The sequence below is a fragment of the Streptomyces sp. NPDC051217 genome (assembly GCF_044455465.1).
In the GTDB taxonomy this organism is placed as follows: domain Bacteria; phylum Actinomycetota; class Actinomycetes; order Streptomycetales; family Streptomycetaceae; genus Streptomyces.
In genome coordinates, this window is record NZ_JBITEV010000015.1 from 31,297 (window position 1) to 57,313 (window position 26,017).

Consider the following 26,017-nt stretch of genomic DNA (forward strand, 5'->3'; position numbering starts at 1 on the left):
GCTCCGCCAGGGCCTTGATGAACGCGTGGCTGGGTGCGTGACAGAATCCTCAACGTTCACACCGATATGAAGGTCAAGGGGAGAAGGGAAACCCGACGTGCTGATCGGGGAGTTGAGCCGGCGGACGAGGGTCAACGCGCATCAGTTGCGGTACTACGAGGCGCAGGGCCTGCTCGAACCCGATCGTGGCGCGAACGGCTACCGCGAGTACGGCAGCGATGCCGTCATGACCGTGACGCAGATCAGGAAGCTGCTCGACGCCGGTCTCTCGACCGAGGAGATCGCGATCCTGCTGCCCTGCGCCTCGGGCGAGGCACCCGATCTCGAACCCTGCCCCGATCTGCTGGACATGCTGCGGGCGCGCCTGCGGGGGCTGGACGATCACATCGACATGCTCGTCCGCACCCGCCGGACCCTGCGCGACTACGTCGAGGTGACGGAGCGGCGGGAGTCGCCGTACGCCGAGGAGTGCGACGCCGCCGACGCGTCGGAAGGGGCGACGGCGGCGTGATCCGGACACCACGTGATCATGGATTCCGTGTCCGGAAATCTTCCCCGGCGAATGGGGGGCTTTGGCATCCCTCCAGCAGGCCATTAGGTTAGGCTCGCCTAAGTCTTTTGGCCGGTCTGTTGGCGTGAGTCGGCGCTGTCGGCCGTTCTGTCCTGATCCGGAGGGACCCATGTCGACGCCCCACGCGGCCCTCGAACCTGCCCGCCCGGCGCGGCAGTTGACCGTCGGGTTCATGGGCCGGCGCCCGCACGCGATGATCGTGCGACCCCTCATACGCTGATGCCCCAACCGGGTCGATCCCCCGCCCCCCAACCGAGGTTGAAGCCGCCGTGTCCGTCCAGTTCCCGCCATCCGCCGCGCCGCTCGTGGCCCACTCCGTGGGCGCCCTGACGGCTCCCGTCCGCCGCCGACCGCCGGAACGGGCCGGTTCGGTGAACTCGCCGCGCTCGACGGGCCACCCGTGGGGGTGAAGTTGGTGCGGGAACCCGGGGGGTTCCGCCACCCGCTCCGAGCCGTCTCCCGCGTCTCCTCCTCCTCTCTCCACCTCCTACTTCCGGAGCCGTTCCATGACCGTTCCCGCCGCCACGCTGTCCGCCTCCGGGCCCGACAACGCGGGTGACGCCGACTCCATTCTGGAGCGGCAGCGCGCCAGGGAGTCGTCCGCGCGTACGTACGCCCGTTCCTTCCCGATCGTCCCGGCCCGCGCCCACGGCATGACGATCGAGGGCACCGACGGCCGCCGCTATCTCGACTGCCTCTCCGGCGCCGGAACGCTCGCGCTCGGCCACAACCACCCCGTCGTGCGTGAGGCTCTCCAGCGCACGATCGACAGCGGTGCCCCGCTGCACGTACTCGATCTCGCGACGCCCGAGAAGGACGACTTCACGGACGCGCTGTTCGAGACGCTGCCGGGGGAGTTCGCCGACCGGGCCCGCGTGCACTTCTGCGGGCCCGCCGGGACGGACGCCGTCGAGGCCGCGCTGAAGCTGATGCAGACGGCGACCGGGCGGCGCGGGGTGCTCGCGTTCACCGGCGCGTATCACGGGATGACGGCGGGCGCGCTGGCGGCGACCGGCAGCGTGGCCGTCAAGGAGCCGGTGCCGGGCGGGGGCGCGGCCGGGGGCGAGGTGACGCGGCTGCCCTATCCGTACGCGTACCGCTGCCCGTTCGGCGTCGGCGGCGAGCGCGGCGCGGAGCTGGCGGCGACGTACACCGAACGGCTCCTGGACGATCCCTCGGGCGGTGTCGTACGGCCGGCGGCGATGATCGTGGAAGCGGTCCAGGGCGAGGGCGGGGCCGTGCCCGCGCCCGACGGGTGGCTGCGGGAGATGCGGCGCGTCACGCGTGAGCGCGGCATCCCGCTGATCTTGGACGAGGTACAGACCGGTGTCGGGCGCACCGGCGCCTACTGGGCGGTCGAGCACAGCGGCATCGTGCCCGACGCGATGGTGATGTCGAAGGCGATCGGCGGCGGGCTGCCGCTGGCCGTGATCGTGTACGACCGGGAGTACGACGGGTGGCTGCCCGGCGCGCACACCGGCACTTTCCGGGGCAACACGCTGGCGATGGCGACGGGCGCGGCGACGCTCAGGTACGTCACGCGCGAGGGGCTCGCGGAGCGGGCGGCGACGGTCGGCGCGCGGATGACCGCGCGGCTGGAGGGGCTGCGCTCCGAACTGCCGCTGATCGGCGACGTACGCGGCCGAGGGCTGATGATCGGCGTCGAAATCGTTGACCCGGAGGGGCCGTTGGACTCGTGCCGGTCCCGGCCGGTGGCGCCCGGGACGGCGGCGCGGGTCCAGAAGGGGTGCCTGGAGCGGGGGTTGATCCTGGAGCTGGGCGGCAGGTTCGGGTCGACGGTGCGGCTGCTGCCGCCGCTGGTGATCACGGACGAGGAGGCGGAGTCCGTACTGGAGCGGCTGACGGAGGCGATCGCGGAGGCGTCGAAGCCGGCAGCGGCGCCGAAGCCCGCAGCGGCTTCGAAGGCGTCCAACGTGTCGGACTCCACCGGCGTTTCGGGGCGTGCGGCGTGAGGACCGACGCGCTGGGCGCCGCCGTGGACGAAGCCCTGCGACCGGCGATCGGTACGGCCCTGTCGGGCGGGCCGGGCGGCGCCGCGGCTCTGGAGCCCCTGGTACGAGAGGTGTTGGGCGCGCTCGCCGAGGGCGCGGCCCGGCGCGGCGGGCCCGTCCCGCCCGGGGCGCCCGACGAGATCACGGCGGGCGTCGCCGAGGCGCTGCGCACCGCGCACGGCCCCGCCGCGCTCGGCCGGCTCAGCGAACTCCTCGCGCACGGCAGCGCGGACCCGGCCGACCCCGCGTGCGCGGCGCATCTGCACTGCCCGCCGCTGGCCGTCGCCGTCGCCGCCGACCTGGCGGTGTCCGCGCTGAACCCCTCCCAGGACTCGTGGGACCAGGCGCCCGCCGCGACAGCCCTGGAAACACTGCTCCTTGAGGAACTGGCGGGCATGGCCGGATACGACCCCGCCGAGGCGGCCGGCGTACTGACCTCGGGCGGCACCGAGTCCAACCTGATGGGCCTGATGCTGGCCAGGGACCGGGTGCTGGGCGCCGCGACCGGCCGGCAGATCGAGCTGACCGGGGTGCCGAGGGCGGGGGTGGGTGCCGGTGCGGGGGCGCGGCCGAGGATCCTGACGTCCGCCGCCGCGCACTTCTCGGTGCAGCGGGCCGCGGCCCTGCTCGGGCTCGGCGAGGACGCGGTCATCCCGGTCCCGGTGGACTCCCAACTCCGCATGAGGGCAAGCGCGTTGGCGGCGACGCTGGAGGCGTGCGTCGAGCGCGGACAGCTGCCGGTCGCGATCGTCGCGACCGCCGGCACGACCGACACCGGGGCGATCGACCCGCTGCGGGAGTGCGCGGAGCTGGCGGCGCAGTACGGGGCGTGGCTGCACGTGGACGCCGCGTACGGCGGCGGCGCGCTGCTGTCCGATCGCCTGGCACCCCTGCTGGACGGCATCGAACTGGCCGACTCCGTCTCCCTGGACTGGCACAAGCTGGGCTGGCAGCCGGCCGCCGCGGGTGTCTTCCTGGTGCGGAAGTCGCAGACGTACGCCTCGCTCGCCCGTCGCGCCGTCTATCTGAACCCGGCGGACGACGAGGAGGCGGGCTACCCGAGCCTGCTGGGTCTCTCCCTGCGTACGACGCGGCGCGCGGACGCCTTCAAGATCGCCGTGACGCTGCGGACGCTGGGCCGGGAGGGCCTGGGGCGGCTGGTCGACGCGTGCCACGAGCTGGCGGTGGCGGGGGCACGGGCGGTGGCCGCGCACCCGAGGCTGGAGCTGTACGGGGAGGGCGGGGACCCGGCGCTGACGGCGTTCCTGTTCCGCTACGTCCCCGAGGGGCCGGCGGACGGGGCCCGTACGGACCAGGTGAACGCCTCGCTGCGACGACGGTTGCTGCGCGAGGGGGGCGCGGTGGTGGGACGTACGGAGCTGCCGGGGGACGGGCCGGGGCGCGTCCGGTTGAAGCTGACGCTGCTGAACCCGCATACGACGGTGGCGGAGGTGGAGCGGCTGCTGCACGCGGTGGTGGCGGCGGGTGAGGCGGAGGAGAAGCTGTGAGCGCGGCGGCCGGGGGGCGGGACGCGGTCCCGGGCCCGCACCCGGGCTCCGGGTTACCGGTCCCGGCCCGTCCACGTCGACCTGACCAACCCCCTCGCGGAGGCCAAGCGGTGACCGAGTCCGAGCCCCACACGCATGTGTACGACCTGGTCGGCGTCGGGATCGGCCCGTTCAACCTCTCGCTCGCCGCGCTGGCGGACGGCGCGCCCGAGCTGCGCACGCTCTTCCTCGACGCGAAGCCCGCGTTCTCCTGGCATCCCGGCCTGCTGATGGAGGGCACCACCCTCCAAGTCCCTTTCCTGGCCGACCTGGTGACGATGGTCGACCCGACGAGCCCGTGGTCGTACCTCAACTACCTCCGCCACCACGACCGGATGTTCCCCTTCTTCTTCTCGGAGCGCTTCCACATACCGCGCCGCGAGTACGACGCCTACTGCCGCTGGGTCTGCGAGGGGCTGTCCTCCTGCCAATTCGACGCACACGTCGAGGAGTTGGGCTGGGACGAGCGGCGGGAGGCGTTCGCCGTCACCCACCGCACGGCCGACGGCGCCCCCACGCGGGTGCTCGCCCGCCAGGTCGTTCTCGGCGTCGGGACGAACCCGGTCGTGCCTGAGCCGCTGCGCCCGCTGATCGCGCGGAGCGCGCACACGGGCCGTGTCCTGCACAGCGCCGACTACCGCACCCACCGCGCCCGGCTCGCCGCCCGCGACGACGTGACCGTGATCGGCGCCGGCCAGTCGGGCGCGGAGGTCGCGCTGGATCTGCTGCGTCACCAGGACGGGGACGGGGCGGGCGGCCCGTACGTCCGCTGGCTCGCCCGCACGGGAGCGTTCGCGCCCATGGAGTACTCCAAGATCGGGCTCGAACACTTCACGCCCGACTACATACGCTACTTCCGCGCCCTCCCCGAGGCCCGCCGCGAACAGCTCGTCGGTGAGCAGTGGCAGCTCTACAAGGGCGTCAGCGAGGAGACACTGGGCGAGCTGCACGACGAGCTGTACGAGCGGACGATCGGCGGTGCGGAGCCACGGGCCGCACTGCATCCGGGAGTTGCCGTCGTCGCCGCCGAAGCGGCCGGTGACGAATACGTACTGACGTGCCGCCATACACAACAGGACGCGCTCTTCGAGATCCGTACGTCCGCGATCGTCTCCGCCACCGGCTACGCGGCCTCCCGGCCCGCCTTCCTGGACGGCGGAGTGGGCGCCCTCGTGGACTGGGACGACAAGGGCCGCTACCGGATAGACGCCGACTACCGCGTCGCGCTGGACCCACGCGTATCGGGCCGGCTGTACGTCCAGAACGCGGAACTGCACACGCACGGCGTCGGCGCGCCCGACCTGACACTGGGCGCCTGGCGCGCGGCGACAATCCTGAACGCGGTATCCGGCCGCACGGTCCTGCGGGTGCCGCGACGCTCGGCATGGACGACCTTCGGCGTCCCGGACTCCCGCTCCGCCGCGGGCACCGGAGCGGGTGACACCGACCTGCCGGGCGGCATCGCGGCGGCCGTGCGGCCGTGACACGGCCAGGGCCCGGTGGCAGTGGGACAGACCGGAACGGCGTCCCCGGGCTTCCGGTCAGCTCGCGGCGCCGCCGTAGTTCTTCTCGATCTCGTCCAGGACCTGGCCCGCGCCCGTGTAACCGATGCCCAGCATCCACAGGTTGTCGTCGACCTTGAACGCCGTGTTCTTCTTCACCGCGGTCAGGTTCTTCCAGAGAGGTCCGCCCAGGATCTCGGTCTCCTTGGCCTTCTTCGCGTCACCGTAGGTGGAGTAGAAGATGACGTCCGCGTCGGCCTCGTCCATCTTCTCGGGGCTGACGTCGAGCGAGAAGCCGTCCTTGTCCTGGTTGGCCGGGCGGCCCACGCCCAGGTCGGCGAAGATCGAGCCGACGAACGTGTCGTTGAGGTAGAGGCGTGTGTCGGCGCCCTCCACGAAGCGGACGAAGCCGAACGTGGTCTTCTTCGCCGCCGCAGGGCCGTCGAGCGCGGTGGTCAGGGACTTCACGCGGGTGTCGTAGTCGGAGGCGATGTTCTTCGCCTCCGCCGTCCTGCCCAGCGCGTCGGCGTGCAGCTCGAAGTTGGCGCGCCAGTTGGGGCCCGTGGTGTCGGAGAAGACGGTGGGGGCGATCTCGGAGAGCGACGTGTAGCTCTTCTCGTCGCGGACCTTGCTGCTCAGGATCAGGTCGGGCTTGAGTGCGGCGACGGCTTCGAGGTTCGGCTCGGCGATCAGGCCGACGGGCTTGATGTCCTTGAGCTTGTCCTCGGGGAGGTACGTGGAGAACGGCGCGTCCGCGACGGCCGTCGTGGCGCCGACCGGTGTGATCCCGAGCGTGACCGCGGAGTCGAGCGCGTCCGTGTCGAGCACGACAACGCGCTCGGGGTCGTTCTTGACCTTCACCTCGCCCATCGCGGTCCGCACGGAGTGCGTCGCCCCCGACCCGGCCTTGTCCGACGGCTCGTCGCCGTCGCTGCCGCCGCACGCGGAGAGCGAGACGGCGAACGCGGTGACCGCCGCGGCCACGGTGATACGGCGAGTGAGATGTGTCGACACGGTGGGGAAGCCTCCCTGACAGCCGCCCGGAGTCTGCCCGAGCGCAACTAAGGCGAACCTAACCTCCGTGGTGCCGGGCCAACAAGCTCCGGACATCACGGTCCAGTCACAGGGCCCGCACATGCCATGTCCTCCGCGCGCCGCCGGGCATCCGCCACGACGGCGCGTTGCCGACGCAACGCCGGTGAAGGGTCCGGGAGAGAGGTCGCGGAGCGCGTGCGTACGTACCATCGGCGCATGGCGCACCGACGCACCGACCCCGCCTGGGGCACCCTCCTCGACCTGGGCGAACGGGCCGCAGGTCCCCTGCACCTGCGGCTCGTGCGGGCCCTCCGGTCGGCCGTCGTCGAGGGCCGTATCGCTCCCGGCAGCGCTCTGCCGCCCAGCCGGGCGCTCGCCGCCGATCTCGGCTGCTCCCGCTGGGTGGTGACCGAGGCGTACGCGCAGCTCGTCGCCGAGGGGTACGTGGAGGCGCGGAGCGGATCGGCGACCCGGGTGCGTAATACAGCGGCGGGTGGGCGGGCGCCCGTGCCCTCGGCCGGGCTGCGGGACCAACAGGCGCCCTGGAAGCCGGAGTTCGACATGGCGCCCGGTATGCCCGACCTCCGTGAGTTCCCCCGTAAACGGTGGGCCGACGCCGTACGGGAGGCGACCGGCACGCTCACCGCGGCCGAGTTCGGCTATCCCGACCCCGCGGGCCATCACGGGCTGCGGCAGCGCATCGCCGCCTATCTCGTACGCGGCCGGGGCGCCGCGCTCGACGCCGGGCAGCTCGTCGTCTGCGGTGGAACGCTGGACGGCGTGCTCCGGCTGAGCCGTGCCCTGCGTGCCGCCGGGCACACCCATGTGGCCCTGGAGGACCCGGGCTGGTCGCGCCTGCGGACCGCCGTCACGGCGGCGGGGCTGACGGCCGTCGCCGTCCCCGTGGACGACGAGGGTCTCCGCGTCGACCTGCTGCGACGCGAGCCGCGCGTACGGGCGGTGATCGTGGCGCCCGCGCACCAATTCCCCACCGGTGTCGTCCTGACCCCGCCGCGCCGGGCCGAACTCATCGCCTGGGCACGGGAGTCGGAGGGGCTGATCATGGAGGACGACTACGACGCCGAGTTCCGTTACGACCGCCACCCCGTCGGCACCCTCCAGGGCATGGCCCCGGAACGGGTCGCCCTGATGGGCTCGCTCAGCAAGACGCTGTCGCCCGCCATCCGGATCGGCTGGGCGGTCGTGCCGCCGGGCCTGCTGGACGGGCTGTACGCGGCGGACGCCGTCGGGTCGCCGCCGCCCGTGATCGACCAGGCGGCGTTCTCCAGGTTCCTGGAGTCGGGGTCGTACGACAGGCATCTGCGTGCGTCCAGGCTCCGCTACCGGCGGCGCCGCGACAGCCTCCTTACGGAGATGGCCGAACGGCTCCCCCGGCACCGGGTGTCGGGGGCCGCCGCCGGGTTCCATCTGCTGCTCCATCTCACGGGATGCGCGGCCGGGGACGTGGTCCGTGGCGCCGCCCGGCGCGATGTGCGGCTGGTGGATCTGGCCGAGTACGAGGCGGGGCGGGGCGGTCCGGCGCGCGGTGCCACGCTCGTGATCGGGTACGGCAACCTCGCCGACGCGGCGGTGGTGGAGGCCGTACGCCGGCTGGCCGACGCGATCGGCGAGGCGGGCGGCGAGGCGGGCAGCCCGGCCGGCTGATCGGCCCCGCTACCCCGCCGGTGTCCCCGCCACGTCCAGCCGTGCCCGTATCTCCGCCGACAGCTCCACCTCCAACGCGCCCAGTACCTCGTCCAGTTGCTTCACCGAGCTGACCCCCACGATCGGCAGCGCCGCCGGATCCGCCCCCATCAGCCAGGAGAGAACCACCTGGTTGGGGCTCGCGCCCAGCTCGTCGGAGACCTCGCGCAGTACGGCGAGACGCGCGGCGGTGCCGGGGTGGTCGTACGCCGCGGGCAGTGGCTTGTCCGCGCGGGTGTACGCGCCCGAGATCAGCGCCGAGTAGGTCATGAGCGTCAGGTCGGGCTCGCTGCGCACGTAGTCCAGCAGCTCCGGAGTCACGTGCACGTGCCCCGCCTCCGGCAGGCCGGTGTCGAAGCGGGGCTGGAGGTAGGACTGGCGCTGCTGTACGCAGGTGTACGCCGCCCAGCCGTTGGCGCGCGAGACGTCCCGCGCCTGCGCGGTGCGCCACGCGGTGTGGTTGGAAGCGCCGATGAGCCCCACCTGGCCGCTCGTCACCAGGCCGTCGAGCGTGCCGAGCGTCTCGGTCAGGGGGACTGAACGGTCCTCGATATGGGTCCAGTACAGATCGATCCGGTCGGTGCCCAGCCGCCGCAGGCTGCCGGTGACGGCATTGCCGATCGCACCGGCCGACAGCCCTTCGGCCGTCTCCAGACCGGTGCCGGGGACGGTGGGGCGGGCCCCGGCCTTGGTCGAGATCAGCACCTCGTCGCGGACACCCCGGCTCGCCATCCAGCGGCCGACGGCGGTCTCGCTCTCGTCGCCGGTCGCGCCGGGGACCCAGAAGACGTAGTTGTTGGAGGTGTCGATCAGATTGCCGCCGGCCTCGACGAACCGGTCGAGGATCGCGAAGGACGTCTTGTCGTCCACACTGCTGCCGAAGGGCAGGGCGCCCAGGCACAGTTCACTGGCCAGCGGCCCGGTCGGCCCGCCGATACGACGTCGTCGCATGTCGAAACTCCTCGCGCTCGTGTGCGTGCCTCAACGGTAGGCGCCGATCGGCATGGTGTACCGGTCCGATCGGCGAACGGAAAACCGGACCGATCGAGGGCCCGGGAGCCGTTCGCGTTCCCCACGCGTCCCTGGAGGAAGACGAGCGATTGCCCCCACGGTTCGAGGAGAGACGAGCGTCATGAACTTCGCCCTGAACACGCCGGTCGAGACCACCCTCGGAGAACAACTGCTTCTCCTGTCGCTGGACGACGAGTCCGGGACCGAGAAGGAGGCGATGAACGTCTCCTACGCCATCGCGGCGGCGTCACTGGTCGAACTGGCGCTGGCGGGCCGCGTCGAGGTGCACGACGATCAGGTCACCGTCCGTGACGCCGCGCCCCTGGGGGACCCCACCCTGGACGGGGCGCTGGCCGACATCTCCGGCGAGGAGAGGCGCAAGCCGCGCAAGACGAAGGAGTGGATCGAGCACCTGAGGAAGGGCGCGGTGGCCGGGACGACCAAGAGTCTCGTGGGGAAGGGCCTTCTCCGGGAGGAGAAGAAGAAGGTGCTCGGCCTCTTCCCCGTACGCCGCTACCCGGAGGCCGACGGGTCGGCGGAGTCGGCGCTGCGGCAGCGGCTGGACGAGATCGTGATGCGGGGGGCGGCTCCGGACGAGCGCACGGCGAGTCTGGTGGCCCTCCTGCACGGGGCGAAGCTGCACGGACTGCTGTACAGCAAGCCGCGGTTGGCGACCGCCAGGACGAATATGGAGAAGGTCGCGCACGGTCGGTGGGCGGGGCCGGCGGTGCGGCAGGCGGTCAAGGCGGCGGAGGACGCGCTGACGGCGATCGTCGTGATGACGGTGGTGACGACGACCGTCCTGTAGTCGTCCGCCGGTCCGAGGGTCGGTCGGTCGGCCGGTCCGCCGGGGCCTCACCAGCCGGTGAACACCAGGTGGTTGACCAGCAGCGCGACGATCGCCTGCCCCGCCAGCCAGCCCCGCCGCCGCCCCGGAAGCAGGGCGGTGGCGGGGATCAGCCACAGCATGAACGGCAGCCAGATCCGTTCCGTCTCCGCCTTGCTCATACCGGACAGATCGGCCGCGGCGATCGCCAGCAGCGCCGCCAGGACGAGAACGGCGAGGCGCAGAGCGGGAGTTGACGTGGCGGGCGGGCGTGCCGGGCGCAGTTGCCGTACGGCGCGGGGCGCGAGCGTCAGGGCCCGGCCGAGGCCGGCGATCGTGGCGAGGCCGACCGCCAGGGTCGTGGCGGCGAGGTTCGCCCAGATCCAGTACGCGTACGGGCGGATGCCGCCCGCGCCCTGGTAGTAGCGCACGACCAACTCCTGATACGCCTCCCACCAGTTGAACCCCGCGAGCGTGAACGCCACCGGCACTGCGAGAGAGCCGAGCAGCACCAGTGGCAGCGGGCGCGCGGTGCGGGCCAGCACGAGGACCCCGAGGCCGGGGAGCGCCATCAGCGTCAGGCCGTAGGAGAGGTAGCAGGTGAACCCGTACAGCAGCCCGGCGCCCAGCGCGGCCGCCGCGGGGAGGCGCACCGTACGGGTGGCGGCGAGTGCGAGCAGGGCCAGCGACCAGGCGGCGACGCCCGCGAAGTAGCCGTCGGCCGATGTGCCCATCCAGACGGCGGCCGGGGCCAGCGCCAGGAACGGCACCGCGCGGCGCGCCGTCCGCTCGTCGGTGAGGGCGCGGACCGTGACGAGTACGGCGGCCACGGCCGAGCCGCCGATCACGATGCACCAGACCCCGGCCCACGACCCGCCGCCGAGGCCGATCCGGTCGAGCCAGACGAAGGTGAGGGTGGCCCCCGGCGGATGGCCCGCGACATGGGCGGGCCAGTTGCCGGGCTCACCGATCACGATGTGGTCGGAGAAACCGCGCAGCGTCGCTCCGATGTCGGAGAAGCGGTCGATGACGGTGAGGTATTCGTTCTTGGTGGTGAGCCGGCGCGCCACGCCCCAGTGCCAGCCGTCGATGAGCGCGAGCGAGAACGTCCAGGCCAGCGCGGCGGCCCAGGTGGTGAGGAGGAGCGCGCGCCACGGCAGCCGGGCGGCGAGGCCGGGGCCGTACGCGATGATCAGGACGGCGACGGCGAGCGCGGCGGGGGTGCCGGGGCCGACCCGGGGGTCCCAGGTGCCGAGCAGCGGCGGCCAGTTGACCCGGAGGCTGCCGTCGGAGCGCTGGATCGCGGTGCCGACGACCGCGGCGGCCGTGACGAGGACGAGGCCGAACGCGGCGGCGACGAGATCCCGGCGGTGGGGGTGGCCTGTGCCTTCGTCCGGCCGGTCGCCCGGCTGTTCGGGGGCGTGCGCGTGATCGTCGGTGGGCTGTCCGCGTTCGTCGGTCTTCACCCCGGCACGTTAAGCAGCGGGCGGCGGGTTCCGGCGGTGCGGCGGGGCCACGTCACCGTTTCGTCAGAAGTCGTACCACCTCCAGGGCGGGTACGCGGGCTTACGGTCGCCGCATGGATCACCGCCCACCATCGTCGAAACCCCCGAAACCCCCGAAACCGCCTTCGCCGCCGTCGCGGCGTCGGCTGCCCCCGCTGCCGTCGGATCCCGGTTTCTGGCGCAGCCCCGTGCGTGGGGTCCGGTTCACCGCGGCGCTCGGACTCGTCCTGCTGGTCGGGCTCACGCTGCTGTTCGTGACGGGCCTGCTGTCGTACGCGGCGTACAACCCGGATCTCGCGTCCGTCAACGACAAGACGCCTGACCGGGGGTGGCTGGGGTTCTACCTCTTCGACTGGCCCACGCACCCGTACTGGCTCTACCGCCTCACGCAGGGATTCCATGTCACTGTCGGCGTGGCGCTGATCCCTGTGCTGCTGGCGAAGCTCTGGTCGGTGATCCCGAGGTTCTTCGCACTGCCGCCGGTCAAGTCGCTCGCGCACGCGCTGGAGCGGCTCTCGCTGGTGCTGCTGGTGGGGGGCGCGCTGTTCGAGTTCGTGACCGGGGTGCTCAATATCCAGTTGGACTACCTCTTTCCGGGGTCCTTCTACCGGCTGCACTTCTACGGGGCGTGGGTGTTCTTCGGGGGGTTCGTGGCCCATGCGGCACTGAAGATGCCAAAGGTGCTGCGGGTGATCCGGAGCGGGGAGCTCCGCTCGCGGGGTTCGGGTCCGGGTCAGGGCGCGGGTCCTGGTGCCGGTGCTGGTGCCGGTGCTGGTTCCGTTCGCCGTGCCGCTTTCGCCGACGACGACCTGGCGTCGCCGACACCCGCCGCACCGACCGTCTCGCGGCGCGGAGCCTTCGCCCTCGTCGGCACGGGCTCGCTGTTCATGCTGCTCACGACGGCGGGCCGGAGCATCGACGGGCCGCTGCGCCGTACCGCGCTGCTCGCGCCGCACGGCTGGGAGAATCCGGGCGACGGACCGAACGGTTTCCAGATCAACAAGACCGCCGCGTCCGTCGGGGTCAGGGCGGCCGACACGACGGACACCTGGCGACTGACCGTCAGCGGACCCGCCGGGGACGTCCACCTCTCGCGCGCCCAACTCCTCGCCATGACCCAGCACACCTCCGAGCTGCCGATCGCCTGTGTGGAGGGCTGGTCGACGTCGAACCAGTCCTGGCGCGGAGTACGCCTGCGGGACCTCGCCGCGCTCGCCGGGTTTCCGGACAGTCCGCCGGGGGTGTTCGTGGACTCCCTCCAGCGCGGCGGCGCTTTCCGCTCCGGCGCACTGCGCGACAACCAGGTGCGGGACGAGCGCTCGCTGCTGGCACTGAAGGTCAACGGGGCTGACCTGTCGCTCGATCACGGTTTCCCGGCACGGGTCATCGTCCCGGCCGCACCTGGGGTGCTCAACACGAAGTGGGTCGAGAAGATGACGTTCGGAGCGGTCTGATGCGTATCAATAAATCTGACGATATCGCCTCAAAATACCGAGCTCTGCTGGGTAGTCCGTTCCAGATCGTGCTGCTGCTCGCCACCCTCGCGTTCGCAGGCTACGTGGGTGACCGGCTTCTGACGGGCGACACGTATCTGATCGTCGTGTGGTTCGTCGGCGCCGCCCTCGTGCACGACCTCGTCCTGCTGCCGCTCTACAGCGCGGCCGACCGTGCGGTGACGGCCGCGCTCGGACCCCGGCGCCGGCTCGTGAACTTCGTACGCGTCCCGGCCTTCCTGTCCCTGCTGCTCCTGCTGGTGTGGTACCCGCTGATCACCGGGCGGGTGGAGACGCGCTACGAGCGGTACGCCGGACTGTCGTCCGACGGGTTCCTGGAGCGCTGGCTGCTCGTCACCGCCGCGCTGTTCGTGTGCTCGGCGCTCTGCCTGGTGACGCGGGCGGTGCTGCGGCGCAGGGCCACGAAGGGGCGGCCCTCCGCCTCCCACTGATCGACGGGGAGCCAGCCGAGGGCCCGGCCCTGACGCAGCAGGGCGGGGGTGCCGAGCCGGGCCCACGGGAAGTGCGAGCCCCCGGACCCCGGTCGGGGCCGGCGTCCGTCGTCCACCCGTACGTGGACGCGCTCGTCGATGTCCACGGGCGCGGTCTCGGCGATGATCAGCCCGCCGTGCGCCAGCAGTCCGCCCGCGCGGCGGAGCAGCCCGGCCGGGTCGCCGCCGATGCCGATGTTGCCGTCGACGAGCAGGACGGTGCCCCAACGGCCCTCGCCGGGAAGGGGATCGAAGACGGAGCGGCGCAGGGCGGTGCCGCCGTGGCGCAGCGTACGTTCGACGGCCGCCGCGCTGATGTCGACGCCGAGTGCCCGCTGTCCGCGGGCCGCGAGCGCGGCGACGAGACGGCCGGGGCCGCAGCCGACATCCAGGACGGAGCCCTCGCAACGGTGCAGGGCGGAGAGGTCGGCGGCGTCGGCGCGTGAGCACCAGCGTTCGACGTCGAGGGGCAGCAGCCAGCCGTCCGTACGGCGCAGGAAGAGCGGGCCGCGGCCGGCGCGGAGGGCGTCGGCGTACGGGTCGTCGCTCCAGGCGGCGGGCGCGGTGTCGGTGCCGGCCGTGGTCTCCGTGATGCTCATCGGGCGGCCACCGGGGTCAGCCGGCGGAGGGTGGCGGCGAACTGGCCGTGCGGGGCGAGCGCCGCGACGTACTCGGCGTCGGCCGCCGAATCCACGTCGCGCAGCGGCGGCAGATCGCGGACGGTGAGCCCGGCGTCGACCAGCCTGCGGCGCTGTACGGCGCCGGTCTCGGGTACGGACATGGGCACCCCGCGGATCAGGTCCGGCGGCGCGGACTCGGGCGCGGCGAGTCCGAGCGCCCAGAAGCCGCCGTCGTCGGCGGGCCCGAACCAGGCGTCGCAGCCGGGCGCGTCGGGCACATCGGGCGGCCCGGCCGGGTCGAGGGCGGGGGCGAGCAGGGCGGGGGTGATCTGCGGGGTGTCCATGCCGACGAGAAGCGTCGGCCCCGTACACCGCTCGAAGGCGGCGGCCAGCCGCTCGTCCAGCCCGCCCGCGCTCTGCGGCACCACCTCGATGCCGGGCGGCAGCCAGGGCCCCGGGCGGCCTTCGAGGACGAGGACGCGGCGGCGGGCGGGGAGGGTGAGGACGGTCCGCAGGGTGTCGGCGAGCGCCGCCTCGGCGAGGAGGGCGGCCTCGGTGGGGGTGAAGGGCGGGGTGAGGCGGGTCTTGACGCGGCCGGGGAGGGGTTCTTTGGCGATGACGAGGAGGGTGGTGGCGGGTGAGATCACTTGGTGGCCTCCGCCGGGGCGGTGGCCGTGGCCTCGGCCTGGGCGGGCGCCGGGGCGGGCGCCGGGGTGGGCGGCTGTCGCAGTACGGCCCGCATGTCGCGTACGGCGTGCCAGGTGCCCCGCCAGGTGCCGGTGACCTTGGACTTCCCCGTACGCGGCCGGTAGGGCACGTCGGTCTCGGCCACCCTCAGTCCGGCGTCGGCGGCGCGCACCACCATCTCCAGCGGGTAGCCGCTGCGGCGGTCGGTGAGGCCGAGCGCCAGCAGGTCCGCGCGGCGCGCGGCGCGCAGGGGGCCGAGGTCGTGCAGCCGTACGCCGGTGCGGCTGCGCAACATCCGGGAGAGCGCGAGATTCCCGGCGCGGGCGTGCGCGGGCCAGGCGCCGCGGCCCTGCGGTCGACGCCGGCCGAGCATCAAGTCGGTGCGGCCGAGGGCGACTTGGCGTACGAAGCCGGTGAGGAGGCCGGGGTCGAGGGAACCGTCGCAGTCGCAGAAGCAGACGTACTCGGCGTCCGCCGCGAGAAGACCCGCGTGGCAGGCGGCACCGAACCCGCGCCGCGGTTCGTGCACGACGGTCGCGCCGAGCGAGCGCGCGATGTCCGCCGATCCGTCCGTGGAGCCGTTGTCGACGACGATGGCGCGCCAGCCGACGGGGATGTGTTCCAGCACCCAGGGGAGCGCGGCCGCCTCGTCGAGGCAGGGCAGGACGACGTCGGCGGTGGGGTCAGCGAAGAGGGTCACGGCGCTCACCCTACGGATCGTAAAGCGGCATTCCGGACTTCTGGACCTTACGAAACACGGACGTCCGGCCGTTGCGGGCGCTCGCGGGGCCGGTGCGGGGGGCGGAGTGCGAAGGTGGACGTATGCAGAACAATCCCCTGGGGCCGGCCCATGTGCTCGTGGTCGACGACGACCCGACCGTGGCGGAGGTCGTCGCCGGCTACCTCCACCGGGCCGGTCACGACGTCGGACGCGCGGCCGACGGCCCGTCCGCACTCGCGCACTTCGCACGCCGGCGCCCGGATCTGGTCGTCCTGGACCTGATGCTGCCCGGTATGGACGGTTTCGAGGTCTGCCGCCGGATGCGTGAACAGGGCGGACCGGTACCGGTGATCATGCTGACGGCACGCGGGGACGAGGAGGACCGCGTGCTGGGTCTGGAGACCGGCGCGGACGACTATGTCACCAAGCCGTTCAGCCCGCGGGAGTTGGTGCTGCGGGTGGAGTCGGTCCTGCGCCGGGCTCGCCTCGCGGTCCCGGCGCCGGGTTCGTCCCCGGCGGCGAGCGTGCTGCGCACGGCGACGCTCACCCTGGACCCCACGGCCCGCCGCGCCACCCGCGAGGGCGCCGAACTCTCCCTGACGCTGCGTGAGTTCGACCTCCTGGCCTTCTTCCTGCGGCACCCGGGGCGGGCGTTCTCGCGGGAGGAGCTGATGAGTGAGGTCTGGGGCTGGGACTTCGGCGACCTCTCCACGGTCACGGTCCACGTCCGCCGCCTGCGAGCCAAGATCGAGGCCGACCCTGCGCGTCCGAGCCTGATCCAGACGGTGTGGGGGGTGGGGTACCGGATGTCGGGGACGGAGGTCTCGGGGGTGGGGGACGCGGGCGCCGCCCGCGCCCTTCCGGACGTGCCCACCGGGCCCGCCGCCCCGGCAGCCGGGTCGAACGGCCGCCCCGTGCCCCCCGGCTCCGGGCCGGGCACGTCACCGTCTGCCAAGGGGCCCGTCAGCCATGGGTGACATGCTTCTCATCGCCCTCATCGCGTTTCTCGGGGCCGCCGCCGCCGGGATTCTCGGGGCCCTCGCGCTGCGGCTCTTCCGGCATCGGTCGCTCGTCGTGTCCGTCACCGTCGTCGCCGCCGTTGCCGTGACCGCCATGCTGGCCGGGACTCTCGCCGTCGCCTGGGCCATGTTCCTGTCTCCGCACGATCTGAGCGTCGTCACCACCGTCGTCGCGATGGCCGCCGTCGTCTCCCTTCTCACCGCCGTCGTCCTCGGGCGGTGGATGGTCGCCCGCAGCAAGGATCTGACCCTGGCCGCCCGGTCGTTCGGCGACGGCGGGGTCTTCGCCGCGCCCGTTGAGCCCGCCACCGCCGAACTCGCCGCGCTGACCCGCGAGTTGGCCGCCACCAGCGCCAAGCTCGACAGCTCGCGTGAGCGCGAGCGCGCGCTGGAGACCTCGCGCCGTGAACTCGTCGCGTGGATCTCGCACGATCTGCGGACGCCCCTCGCCGGTCTCCGCGCCATGTCGGAGGCGCTGGAGGACGGCATGGCCGTGGACTCCCCGCGCTACCTCCGGCAGATACGGACCGAGGTCGAGCGCATGAACGACATGGTCGGCGATCTCTTCGAACTCTCCCGGATCCACGCGGGATCCCTCACCCTGACCCCGACCCGTATCTCCGTGTACGACCTGGTCGGCGACGCGCTGGCCGGTGCCGACCCGCTGGCGCGCGAGTTGGGCGTACGGCTCGTGGGGGAGCGGATAGACGCCGTACCGGTGGAGGTCGACAGCAAGGAGATGAGCCGCGTCCTCGGCAATCTGCTGGTCAACGCCATCCGCCGGACCCCGGCCGACGGCACGGTCGCCGTAGCCGCGCGTCACTCCGAGGGCGGGGTGGTGCTCTCGGTGACCGACGGCTGCGGCGGAATTCCGGAGGAGGACCTGCCGCGCGTGTTCGACACGGGCTGGCGCGGCAGCGACGCGCGTACGCCCCCGGCCGGGGCGGGCCTCGGACTCGCGATCGTGCGCGGCATCGTGGAGGCCCACGCGGGCCGCGCGGCGGTGCGCAACGTGACGGGCGGCTGCTGCTTCGAAGTGACCCTCCCCGCGGCCTGACCGTACGCCGTGGGCGTGGGCGCGGGCGTGGGCGCGGGCCGTCCGGGCTGGTCAGGGCGGTGCGTCGGCGAGGGCGGTCAGCTGTTCCTCATCGAGCCCGCATCCAGACCGCGCCCCGACGCCCCGACGCGCGAGGTCGTCAGAGACCGCCGGGGCCGTTCGCCGTGGACCGGTATCCCTTCACTTCCCAGCCCTGTCGGCGGAGGACGGCGACCTCCGGGTGCACGCCGATCCGACTCGCCCATCCACCCTCCTTGAAGGTCAGCCGTGGCGTGGTCCTGAGGTCACTCCTCACCATCACCACCAGGGAGATCACGAACACCGCGACCAGCACCAGCGTCGCGGCACCCAGAACCGACGAGCGCAGACCGATGGCGAACGCACCCGCGGCGGGAGCGCCGATGAGCGCGATGAAGAAGCCGATCTCCGGCGCCGTCGTGCCCTCGTCGCGGTGGGCCCGGTACCGGTGCACGCACGCCACGCAACCGGGAATCTCCACCGTCCGGGGACCGCCGCCGCCCTCCAACTCGACGCGGTGCACCTGCCCGGCGTCCACCGGGTCCCCGCAGAACCAGCATTCCCGCATCGCCCCAGGCTCGCAGAAGACGCGCGTGGCCGGGAGCCCTCCGTACGGGTGCGTACATGACCTCCGCGACTTCCCCCACCGGCCCCGGCTTCCACGAACTGCATTACCAGGACCGGCCCCTGGTCCTCCCCAACGCCTGGGACGTCCCCTCGGCCCTCGCCTTCCTCGACGCCGGTTTCGCCGCTGTCGGCACGACCAGTTTCGGGGTCGCCTCCGGGCTCGGCCGCCAGGACGCCTCCGTCGCCGCGACCCTGGACCGTGCCGCGCGCTACGTCGACGCGGGCGCGGACGGCGTGTTCGTCCCCGGCGCCACGGACCCCGCCCTGCTGCGCGAACTGGCCGCGGCCGTCCCTGTCCCCCCAACGTCCTCGCGATCCCGGGGCTTTCGCCCGCCGGTCTGGCGGAGCTGGGCGTACGACGCGTGAGTACGGGCTCCCTGCCCTACCGCGCCGCACTCCACGCGGCGGTGCGGGTCGCGGACGCGGTACGGGGCACCGGCGCCGTCCCGGAGTCGACGCCGTATCCGGAGCTACAGGCGCGGCTGACCGACTACGCGTCCCGGCTCGCAGAGAGGCTGACGCGGCGGCGGCGCCGCGTGAGGCGCCTCCCGCGGCGCCGCCCCACGCAACTGCGCCGTCGCGAACTCCGCCATGCCCTCCGCGAAGCCCACCTCCGGCTTCCAGTCCAGCTCCTCGCGCAACGCCCGCGAGTCGGCCGTGACATGGCGTACGTCCCCGAGCCGGTACTCGCCGGTGACCACCGGCGCCGGCCCGCCGTGCGCCGACGCCAGCGCGGCCGCCATCTCGCCGATGGTGTGCGGCTCGCCGCTGCCGGTGTTGTACGCGGCGAAGCCGGAGCAATCGGCCTCCGACACCGCGTCCAGCGCCGCCGCGTTGGCGGCGGCCACGTCCCGTACGTGCACGAAGTCCCGGCGCTGCCCGCCGTCCTCGTAGACGCGGGGCGCCTCGCCGCGCGCCAGCGCGGAGCGGAAGAAGGAGGCGACCCCCGCGTACGGGGTGTCGCGGGGCATCCCCGGCCCGTAGACGTTGTGGTACCGCAGGGACACCGCGCGCCCGCCGGTGGCCCGTGCCCATGACGACGCCAGATGCTCCTGCGTGAGCTTCGTCGCGGCGTACACGTTACGGGGATCGGTGGGCGCGTCCTCCGCCACCAGGCCGGGCGTCAACTCCGCTCCGCACACGGGGCAGTCGGGTTCGAACCGCCCCGCGTCGAGATCGGCGGCGGCTCGAGGCCCCGGCCGGACCACACCGTGGCGCGGGCAGTCGTAACGCCCCTCGCCGTACACGACCATCGACCCGGCCAGCACCAGCGACCGCACGCCCGCGTCGGCCATGGCGGCGAGCAGCACCGCCGTACCGAGGTCGTTGCACCCCACGTACGCGGGCGCGTCGGCGAAGTCCTTGCCGAGCCCGACCATGGCGGCCTGATGACACACGGCGTCGACCCCGTCGAGCGCCCCGCCGACCGCCTCCCGGTCCCGCACGTCCCCCACGACCAGCCGCTCCCCGTCCCGCATCGGCCGGGCCGGGGCCCCGCCGTGCGCGGAGGGCAGCAGCGCGTCGTACACGACCACTTCGTGGCCGCGCGAGACGAGGGCGCCCGCGATCTCCGACCCGATGAACCCGGCTCCGCCGGTGACAAGTACACGCATGCCGCCCACGCTAGGCGCGCGATCACGGAGCGGTCGGTATCCGCCACGGCATGTCACGGGACCGTAAGATCGCGCCCGTCGTCGTCACGCCCCCGCCGCCGCACCACCCTTCGAAGGAGAGACGTTCATGGAGTACTTCGACCTAGGGACTCTCACGCGGCGTGTCTCGACGCGTTCGTCCGAGGCGCAGCGCTGGTTCGACCGAGGGCTGGCGTGGACGTACGCGTTCAACCATGAGGAAGCCGTCAGCTGTTTCGAGGAGGCGGCGGCGGCCGATCCCGGCTGCGCCATGGCGCACTGGGGCATCGCGTACGCGCTGGGCCCCAACTACAACAAGCCGTGGGACTCCTTCGACCCGCTCGACCTGGAGCGGACCGTCCGCACGACCCATGCCGCCGTCGAGCGGGCCCGCGCCCGCGCCGCCGACGCGACCCCGACCGAGCGCGCCCTCATCGAGGCGCTGCTCGCCCGCTACCCGCAGTCCGAGGCCGTGGCGGACTGCACGATCTGGAACCTGCCCTACGCCGAAGCCATGCGCGGCGTCCATGAACTCGCGCCCGACGACCTCGACGTCGCCACGCTCTACGCCGACGCCCTGATGAACCTCACCCCCTGGCGGCTGTGGGACCTGCGAACGGGCGAGCCCGCGTCCGACGCCCGGACGCTGGAGGCGAAGGCGGTCCTCGACCGGGCCCTGCTGAGCGAGGCCGGGGCCGACCACCCGGGCGCCCTGCATCTGTACATCCATCTGATGGAGATGTCCCCGACACCGCAGGACGCGCTGGTGGTCGCGGACCGGCTGCGCGGATTGATGCCCGACGCCGGGCATCTGCACCACATGCCGTCGCATCTCGACGTGCTGTGCGGCGACTACCGGCGGGTCGTGTCGGCGAACAGCGAAGCCATCCGGGCGGACGAGAAATACCGGCGGCGGGCCGGCGCGATGAACTTCTACACGCTCTACCGCTCGCACAACTACCACTTCAAGATCTACGGCGCGATGTTCCTGGGACAGTCCAGGACCGCCCTGGAGACCGCCGCGGAGCTCGAAGCCTCCATCCCCGAGGAACTGCTGCGCGTGGAGAGCCCGCCCATGGCTGACTGGCTCGAAGCCTTCCTGGCGATGCGCGTGCATGTGCTGATCCGTTTCGGCCGGTGGGCCGACATCCTCGCCCTGCCGCTGCCGGCCGACGCCGATCTGTACTGCGTCACCACCGCGATGATCCGCTACGCCCGGGGAGTGGCGTACTCGGCGACCGGCCGGATCCCCGAGGCCGAGGCCGAGCACGCGGCCTTCCACCTCGCCGTGGGGCGAGTGCCCGAGACCCGGATGCTGTTCAACAACACCTGCCACGACATCCTCGCGGTCGCGTCGGCGATGCTCGACGGCGAACTGCACTACCGCAAGGGCGAGTACGACCGGGCCTTCGCCTCGCTGGAGCGCTCGATCGAGCTGGACGACAGCCTCCCCTTCGACGAGCCCTGGGGATGGATGCAGCCGACCCGGCACGCGTACGGGGCGCTGCTGCTCGAACAGGGCCGCGTCGCCGAGGCCGAAGCCGTGTACCGCGCGGATCTCGGACTCGACAACACGCTCCCACGACCCTCCCAGCACCCCGGGAACGTATGGGCGCTGCACGGGTTCCACGAATGCCTGGTACGGCTCGGCAAGACGGGCGAGGCGCAGATCGTGGCCCACCAACTCACGCTCGCCACGGCGCTCGCGGACGTACCGATCGACGCGTCGTGCTTCTGCCGCCTCACCACCCCCGGCCCGGCGGACACCTGCTGCTCCACCTGACCGGCCCGGCCGCGTTCCCTTCGGGCCCGCGCCCCCGGTGCTGTTACTCGACGTCTATGCCGTACTCCTCCACGAGAGCGACCAGCCCGCCCGGATACCCCTTGCCGCCGGTGACGAAGTCCCAGTCGCCGCCCGCCCGTTTCCGGAACGAGCCGAGGACCAGCGCGGTCTCGCCGGCCCGGCCGTCGGACACGGGCAGTTCGTCGATGCCCGTTCCCGACGGGTCCGAGAGCCGGATACGGGCGTTGGTGAGGCCGGACAGGTCGGCGTCGGGGTTGGCCTCCGGGTCGACGGCGGCGACGAGCACCAGCCGGTCGGCCTCCTGGGGAAGCTGCTCGAAGCGCACCCAGACGGCGGCCTTGTCCTCGCCGAAGCCCGGCATCATCTGCACGCTGTCGTCGGGGGTGCGGGGGTTGTTGAAGAAGACGAACTGGTCCTCGGCGAGGACCCGGCCGCCCTTGCAGACGAGCGCGCAGACGTCCAGCGAGACGGACCCGGACCAGGCCAGACCGAGCACGCTGGCGTCATCGAGCTCGGGTTCCGGATCCGGATCGACTCCGTTTCCACCGCCGGTATCGACATCGGGGGCCGGGTCCGCGCGTACCGGCTGCTGAGGGGGCCTGCCGAGCCGTCCGCTCAGACCGTGGCGGTGCAGCAGGTCGACCAGTTCCGAGCCCGCGATGAGCGTCAGCGGCTTCGCCACGGCGAACGCGTGCGACCCGGGACCGAAGGTCGATGTCGTGATCAGTACACCCTTGTTGGCGCCCGCGTCCTGCACCGTGCCGTACAGATCGCGCACCGCGCTCGGCGGAACGGTGTTGCGGTACCGCTTCACCTGCACGATGATCTTTCCGCCCCGGATCGGCTCGGGATCCAGCGCGTCGACGTCCACGCCGCCGTCGCCCGACCGTTTGGTCGTGACGGCCTGCATGCCCATCGCCCGGAAGAGCTCGGCGACCAGCTCCTCGAACTCCAGGGGATCCATCTCGTAGAGGTCGGGCTCCTCGTCGCCGCCGTGCGTGACCACGTTGCGCCCGGCCTCGCCGGGCAGCCGGCCCGGCCGTACGGCGGTGCCCCGGTCCGGACGGTCGGAGAGCTGGCCCCGCAACCCGTCCACCAGGCAGTCGGGTGCGCTGACCTGGGCCAGATTCACCTGGTCGAACGCGGCACGCGAGACCATCACCGTGGCCAGGAACTTCTGCGCCCGATGCCCGGTCGCGGGATCGGTGTCGTCCACGAACCCGTTCAGGACCACCGAGTCCAGCACGCCGAACTGGTCGGCGGCGAACAGGTCGTGCAGCGCGAGGAGTACGCACTGCGCCAGGACGTCGCGGTAGAGCGTACGGCGCTCGGTGGCGGGACGGCGTACCTCCTTGTCCCGGTCGGCCCCCGGCATGTACCGCACGAGTGACGCGTCCGGCACGATCGACAGAGCCGGTAACTCCCAGTTCAGGATGAGCTGTCGGGCCCCGGCGTCGAACGAGGCGGAGACCTGCCGGGGTATGTCCTCCGGCCAGCCCTGCGAGGCGTACAGCGCGGCGGTGAAGTAGTCGACGACGGCGCCCGGTTCACCCCGGTGCAGGGTGGCGACCAGCTCCGCGATGCCCGCGTTGTGATGGCGTACCGCCGCCAGCTGCTCGTCCGCCCACTGCTGGTACTGCGCGCGGTACGCGGCGAGTTGCTGCTGCCTTCTGGCCTCCGCCTCCTGCGCGGCCCGCCAGTCGTACTCGAACCGCGCACGGGCCTGCTCCTGTGCCTGCCGGTTGGCCCCGAACCCCCAACCACCCTGCTGGGGCGGATAGTTGTTCGGGTCAGGCATCGACACGGGTACGCCGAGCTGCCCCGGCGCGAACGGCTCGACCTGCTCGGGCCGGGCGAGCGCGGCGGGCGTGAACGCCGCCGCCGCGCACCCGGTGGCCAGCAGGCTCTCCAAGACGTTGACCCGCCGGTCGAGCTCCTCGGTACGCTGACGGGCGTCGGCCTCCCGCCGCTGCCGGTAAGCGGCCTGCTGCTCACGCCGGTTGCGCGACGCGGCCCGCTCGGCGGCCCGCTGCTGCCGCTCCTGCTCCCGCTGCGCCTGCGCCCACGACCGCCGCTGCGCCTCTTCCTGTCGCCGTTGCTGCTGCTGGATCTCCGCCCAGGTGCCTATCAGTCCGTGAGAACGGCGGCTCATTGAGTTCCGGCTCCTCCCCGGCACGCCCTCGGGCGCCCCAGATGCGGCAATTGGTTGAAGCCGCGACATTATCGGTCGGTAGGCCTCCTTGCGGCGTCTTGGCCCAACTGGTCCATTTCCCGAGGAATCCGCAGACACGACGCAGTTGCCGGAGCGCTCACGGAGCGGTCACCCGACCTTCCGGACGATGTCCCGGGGCCATGACCGCGGCGGTGCGCCTGGCCTGACGCGGATGTGCGGGAGCGCTTCGCCCGTGTGGCCGACCCACTGCATCGTCGAGCCGTCGCCGCGATTCAGGAGAATCGTGTGCTGGCGGCTCTTGCGGACACGACTCTCCGTGAGGTGCGGGGAGCCGGAACCAAATTCTCCCTCCGCACCTGAGCGCGGCCCCGGGGGATACCCCCACCCAGGGATGCCTGCCTGCCGCATGGGAGACAAACGGCCGTTCAACAACCCTTGTTCCATGACGACTTACCGGAACATCAGCCAGAGAGCCCTCGTCCTCGCACTGTCCGCCGCCGCCGTCGCGGGATCGTTGGCCGTCGGGGGGAGCGGGGTCGCGCGGGCCGTCGGGGAGGAGGGGGCGCGGGGGATCGTGTGGGAGGCGTGTGGGCAGGTCGGGGGGCCCGTGGGGCAGGAGTGCGGGCAGTTGGAGGTGCCGCTGGACTACCGGAAGCCCGGCGGGAAACAGGTGACGCTCGCCGTGAGCCGCGTGCGCAGTGAGCGGCCCGAGGCGCGGCGTGGGGTGCTGCTGATGATCGCCGGCGGGCCCGGGGGGTCCGGCGTGCAGTCGCTGGCACGGAAGGGGGCCGCGTTGCAGAGGGAGATGGACGGGGCGTACGACCTCGTGAGTTTCGATCCCCGTGGGGTCGGCGGCAGTACGACGGCGAGCTGCGGGCTCGACGCGGACGACCGGTATCTGGCGAACATGCGGTCCTGGCCCGGCCCCGACGGGGAGATCGGGGAGAACGTGGCCCGCTCGCGCCGTATCGCCGAGGCGTGCGACGAGAACGGGGGCCCGGTCCTGCGGAGTCTGACCTCCGCCAACGAGGTGCGGGACATCGAGCGGTTCCGGCAGGCGCTGGGGGAGGAGAAGCTGTCGGCGTGGGGGACCTCGTACGGCACGTACATCGGGGCCGTCTACGCGCAGAAGTACCCGAACCGCACCGACCGCTGGGTGCTGGACAGCAGCGGTGACCCGGACTCGACGCGTGTCGAGCAGGGCTGGATGGCCAACACGTCGAGGGCCATGGAGGACCGCTTCCCCGACTTCGCGGCCTGGGCCGCCCATCCGGACCGGGAGGCGGAGGGGCTCCGGCTGGCCGATCGGCCCGAGGACGTGCGGTCGTTGTACCTCGCGCTCGCGGCGAAGCTGGACCGCGAGCCCAAGGAGTCGACCACCGAGGGCAACCCGCTGACCGGCGGCATGCTCCGGCAGGCGCTTCTCGGCGGCCTCTACGCCGACACCAACTTTCCGCAGCTCGCGCGGCTCGTCCAGGCCGCCCAGGACCCGGCCGCCACACCCGTCCTGACCCCGGACATCGCCCAGCCCGTGCGGGACGAGGACGCGGCGGTCACGATGGCGGTCGTGTGCCAGGACGTCCGCTGGCCCACCTCCGTCGCCGGATACGCGCGGGCCACGAAGGAGGACCGGGCCCGCTACCCGCTCACCGCCGGCATGCCCGGGAACGTCCTGCCCTGCGCCTTCTGGAAGACCGGCCCGGCGGAGAAGCCGACCCGCGTCACGGACCAGGGTCCGTCGAACATCCTGATGATCCAGAGCCTGCGCGACCCGTCCACCCCCTACTTCGGCGCCCTGAAGATGCGAGAGGCCCTGGGGGACCGCGCCCGGCTCGTCACCGTCGACCAGGGCGGCCACGGCATGTACCTGGGCAACGGCAACGCGTGCGGCGACAGCAAGGTCACCACCTTCCTGAAGACGGGCGAGCGCCCCGAAAGGGACGTGTACTGCGCGAGTTGAGCC

21 protein-coding genes are annotated in these 26,017 nt (G+C 72.6%); 12 read left to right on the plus strand and 9 right to left on the minus strand.

Annotated features, from left to right (window positions below; genetic code table 11):
* Positions 1-97 precede the first annotated feature (97 nt).
* The 4 genes from ACIBBB_RS28610 to ACIBBB_RS28625 all read left to right on the plus strand — a co-directional run bounded on the left by ACIBBB_RS28610 (position 98) and on the right by ACIBBB_RS28625 (position 5,614).
* Entirely contained in the window at positions 98-511 is a 414-nt protein-coding gene (locus tag ACIBBB_RS28610; protein ID WP_398986948.1) for a MerR family transcriptional regulator, read from the plus strand.
* Positions 512-1,077: 566 nt separating this feature from the next.
* Positions 1,078-2,544, plus strand: coding sequence for a diaminobutyrate--2-oxoglutarate transaminase family protein (locus ACIBBB_RS28615; protein ID WP_398986950.1), 1,467 nt, complete (start codon positions 1,078-1,080; stop codon positions 2,542-2,544).
* On the plus strand, positions 2,541-4,091 hold the full coding sequence (locus ACIBBB_RS28620) for a pyridoxal phosphate-dependent decarboxylase family protein (protein WP_398986952.1): 1,551 nt from the start codon (positions 2,541-2,543) through the stop codon (positions 4,089-4,091). The genes ACIBBB_RS28615 and ACIBBB_RS28620 overlap by 4 nt, the downstream gene beginning before the upstream one ends.
* 110 nt (positions 4,092-4,201) lie before the next feature.
* On the plus strand, positions 4,202-5,614 hold the full coding sequence (locus ACIBBB_RS28625) for a lysine N(6)-hydroxylase/L-ornithine N(5)-oxygenase family protein (protein ID WP_398986954.1): 1,413 nt from the start codon (positions 4,202-4,204) through the stop codon (positions 5,612-5,614).
* A gap of 57 nt (positions 5,615-5,671) precedes the next feature.
* Here ACIBBB_RS28625 and ACIBBB_RS28630 read toward each other — a convergent pair whose 3' ends face one another.
* Positions 5,672-6,646, minus strand: coding sequence for an ABC transporter substrate-binding protein (locus ACIBBB_RS28630; protein WP_398986956.1), 975 nt, complete (start codon positions 6,644-6,646; stop codon positions 5,672-5,674).
* A 237-nt stretch (positions 6,647-6,883) separates the two neighbouring features.
* On the opposite strand from ACIBBB_RS28630, the gene ACIBBB_RS28635 reads away from it, so the two are divergent.
* Positions 6,884-8,332: a PLP-dependent aminotransferase family protein gene (locus tag ACIBBB_RS28635; protein ID WP_398986958.1), complete on the plus strand. Its 1,449-nt coding sequence runs from the start codon at positions 6,884-6,886 to the stop codon at positions 8,330-8,332.
* A 9-nt stretch (positions 8,333-8,341) separates the two neighbouring features.
* Here the strand turns inward: ACIBBB_RS28635 and ACIBBB_RS28640 are convergent, their stop codons facing one another.
* Positions 8,342-9,322: an aldo/keto reductase gene (locus tag ACIBBB_RS28640; RefSeq protein ID WP_398986960.1), complete on the minus strand. Its 981-nt coding sequence runs from the start codon at positions 9,320-9,322 to the stop codon at positions 8,342-8,344.
* A gap of 181 nt (positions 9,323-9,503) precedes the next feature.
* On the opposite strand from ACIBBB_RS28640, the gene ACIBBB_RS28645 reads away from it, so the two are divergent.
* Complete coding sequence (locus tag ACIBBB_RS28645; RefSeq protein WP_398986962.1) at positions 9,504-10,190, plus strand: GPP34 family phosphoprotein; 687 nt, start codon at positions 9,504-9,506, stop codon at positions 10,188-10,190.
* 47 nt (positions 10,191-10,237) lie between these two features.
* On the opposite strand, the gene ACIBBB_RS28650 is transcribed toward ACIBBB_RS28645, so the two are convergent.
* Positions 10,238-11,674, minus strand: a complete 1,437-nt coding sequence (locus ACIBBB_RS28650) for a hypothetical protein (protein ID WP_398986964.1) — start codon at positions 11,672-11,674, stop codon at positions 10,238-10,240.
* A 113-nt stretch (positions 11,675-11,787) separates the two neighbouring features.
* On the opposite strand from ACIBBB_RS28650, the gene ACIBBB_RS28655 reads away from it, so the two are divergent.
* Positions 11,788-13,167 (plus strand): molybdopterin-dependent oxidoreductase, encoded by a 1,380-nt coding sequence (locus ACIBBB_RS28655; protein ID WP_398986966.1) that lies wholly within the window; start codon positions 11,788-11,790, stop codon positions 13,165-13,167.
* Positions 13,168-13,504: 337 nt separating this feature from the next.
* Here the strand turns inward: ACIBBB_RS28655 and ACIBBB_RS28660 are convergent, their stop codons facing one another.
* The 3 genes from ACIBBB_RS28660 to ACIBBB_RS28670 are packed head-to-tail and all read right to left on the minus strand — an operon-like array spanning position 13,505 to position 15,704.
* Positions 13,505-14,296, minus strand: a complete 792-nt coding sequence (locus ACIBBB_RS28660; RefSeq protein ID WP_398986968.1) for a class I SAM-dependent methyltransferase — start codon at positions 14,294-14,296, stop codon at positions 13,505-13,507.
* Positions 14,293-14,961 (minus strand): DUF2064 domain-containing protein, encoded by a 669-nt coding sequence (locus tag ACIBBB_RS28665; RefSeq protein WP_398987191.1) that lies wholly within the window; start codon positions 14,959-14,961, stop codon positions 14,293-14,295. The genes ACIBBB_RS28660 and ACIBBB_RS28665 overlap by 4 nt, the downstream gene beginning before the upstream one ends.
* Entirely contained in the window at positions 14,961-15,704 is a 744-nt protein-coding gene (locus tag ACIBBB_RS28670; RefSeq protein ID WP_398986970.1) for a glycosyltransferase family 2 protein, read from the minus strand. Before ACIBBB_RS28670 ends, ACIBBB_RS28665 begins: the two co-directional genes overlap by 1 nt.
* A 122-nt stretch (positions 15,705-15,826) precedes the next feature.
* Here ACIBBB_RS28670 and ACIBBB_RS28675 point away from each other — a divergent pair, with 122 nt between their 5' ends.
* Together ACIBBB_RS28675 and ACIBBB_RS28680 are read left to right on the plus strand one after the other, a co-directional pair.
* Positions 15,827-16,702, plus strand: a complete 876-nt coding sequence (locus ACIBBB_RS28675) for a response regulator transcription factor (RefSeq protein ID WP_398986972.1) — start codon at positions 15,827-15,829, stop codon at positions 16,700-16,702.
* Positions 16,695-17,801, plus strand: coding sequence for a sensor histidine kinase (locus ACIBBB_RS28680; RefSeq protein ID WP_398986974.1), 1,107 nt, complete (start codon positions 16,695-16,697; stop codon positions 17,799-17,801). Before ACIBBB_RS28675 ends, ACIBBB_RS28680 begins: the two co-directional genes overlap by 8 nt.
* 139 nt (positions 17,802-17,940) lie before the next feature.
* On the opposite strand, the gene ACIBBB_RS28685 is transcribed toward ACIBBB_RS28680, so the two are convergent.
* The gene (locus ACIBBB_RS28685; protein ID WP_398986976.1) at positions 17,941-18,387 is read right to left on the minus strand and encodes a hypothetical protein; all 447 of its coding nucleotides are present in this window, start codon (positions 18,385-18,387) and stop codon (positions 17,941-17,943) included.
* Positions 18,388-18,443: 56 nt separating this feature from the next.
* Between ACIBBB_RS28685 and ACIBBB_RS28690 the strand changes: the two genes are divergently transcribed.
* On the plus strand, positions 18,444-18,812 hold the full coding sequence (locus ACIBBB_RS28690) for an isocitrate lyase/phosphoenolpyruvate mutase family protein (protein ID WP_398986978.1): 369 nt from the start codon (positions 18,444-18,446) through the stop codon (positions 18,810-18,812).
* A gap of 104 nt (positions 18,813-18,916) precedes the next feature.
* Here the strand turns inward: ACIBBB_RS28690 and ACIBBB_RS28695 are convergent, their stop codons facing one another.
* Positions 18,917-20,059: an NAD-dependent epimerase/dehydratase family protein gene (locus ACIBBB_RS28695; RefSeq protein ID WP_398986980.1), complete on the minus strand. Its 1,143-nt coding sequence runs from the start codon at positions 20,057-20,059 to the stop codon at positions 18,917-18,919.
* 127 nt (positions 20,060-20,186) lie between these two features.
* On the opposite strand from ACIBBB_RS28695, the gene ACIBBB_RS28700 reads away from it, so the two are divergent.
* A complete protein-coding gene (locus ACIBBB_RS28700; protein ID WP_398986982.1) occupies positions 20,187-21,860 on the plus strand; it encodes a tetratricopeptide repeat protein in 1,674 nt (557 codons plus the stop codon).
* Between the two features lie 43 nt (positions 21,861-21,903).
* Here the strand turns inward: ACIBBB_RS28700 and ACIBBB_RS28705 are convergent, their stop codons facing one another.
* On the minus strand, positions 21,904-24,033 hold the full coding sequence (locus ACIBBB_RS28705; protein WP_398986984.1) for a restriction endonuclease: 2,130 nt from the start codon (positions 24,031-24,033) through the stop codon (positions 21,904-21,906).
* A 463-nt stretch (positions 24,034-24,496) separates the two neighbouring features.
* Between ACIBBB_RS28705 and ACIBBB_RS28710 the strand changes: the two genes are divergently transcribed.
* Positions 24,497-26,014 (plus strand): alpha/beta hydrolase, encoded by a 1,518-nt coding sequence (locus ACIBBB_RS28710; protein WP_398986986.1) that lies wholly within the window; start codon positions 24,497-24,499, stop codon positions 26,012-26,014.
* Positions 26,015-26,017: the final 3 nt, after the last annotated feature.

Excerpts from the sequence above, each read along its gene's own strand:
- ACIBBB_RS28615 (WP_398986950.1), top strand. The coding sequence starts at position 1,078 with ATGACCGTTCCCGCCGCCACGCTGTCCGCCTCCGGGCCCGACAACGCG.
- ACIBBB_RS28635 (WP_398986958.1), top strand. The coding sequence starts at position 6,884 with ATGGCGCACCGACGCACCGACCCCGCCTGGGGCACCCTCCTCGACCTG.
- ACIBBB_RS28640 (WP_398986960.1), bottom strand. The coding sequence starts at position 9,322 with ATGCGACGACGTCGTATCGGCGGGCCGACCGGGCCGCTGGCCAGTGAA.
- ACIBBB_RS28645 (WP_398986962.1), top strand. The coding sequence starts at position 9,504 with ATGAACTTCGCCCTGAACACGCCGGTCGAGACCACCCTCGGAGAACAA.
- ACIBBB_RS28655 (WP_398986966.1), top strand. The coding sequence starts at position 11,788 with ATGGATCACCGCCCACCATCGTCGAAACCCCCGAAACCCCCGAAACCG.
- ACIBBB_RS28660 (WP_398986968.1), bottom strand. The coding sequence starts at position 14,296 with ATGAGCATCACGGAGACCACGGCCGGCACCGACACCGCGCCCGCCGCC.
- ACIBBB_RS28675 (WP_398986972.1), top strand. The coding sequence starts at position 15,827 with ATGCAGAACAATCCCCTGGGGCCGGCCCATGTGCTCGTGGTCGACGAC.
- ACIBBB_RS28680 (WP_398986974.1), top strand. The coding sequence starts at position 16,695 with ATGGGTGACATGCTTCTCATCGCCCTCATCGCGTTTCTCGGGGCCGCC.
- ACIBBB_RS28685 (WP_398986976.1), bottom strand. The coding sequence starts at position 18,387 with ATGCGGGAATGCTGGTTCTGCGGGGACCCGGTGGACGCCGGGCAGGTG.
- ACIBBB_RS28690 (WP_398986978.1), top strand. The coding sequence starts at position 18,444 with ATGACCTCCGCGACTTCCCCCACCGGCCCCGGCTTCCACGAACTGCAT.
- ACIBBB_RS28695 (WP_398986980.1), bottom strand. The coding sequence starts at position 20,059 with ATGCGTGTACTTGTCACCGGCGGAGCCGGGTTCATCGGGTCGGAGATC.
- ACIBBB_RS28700 (WP_398986982.1), top strand. The coding sequence starts at position 20,187 with ATGGAGTACTTCGACCTAGGGACTCTCACGCGGCGTGTCTCGACGCGT.
- ACIBBB_RS28705 (WP_398986984.1), bottom strand. The coding sequence starts at position 24,033 with ATGAGCCGCCGTTCTCACGGACTGATAGGCACCTGGGCGGAGATCCAG.
- ACIBBB_RS28710 (WP_398986986.1), top strand. The coding sequence starts at position 24,497 with ATGACGACTTACCGGAACATCAGCCAGAGAGCCCTCGTCCTCGCACTG.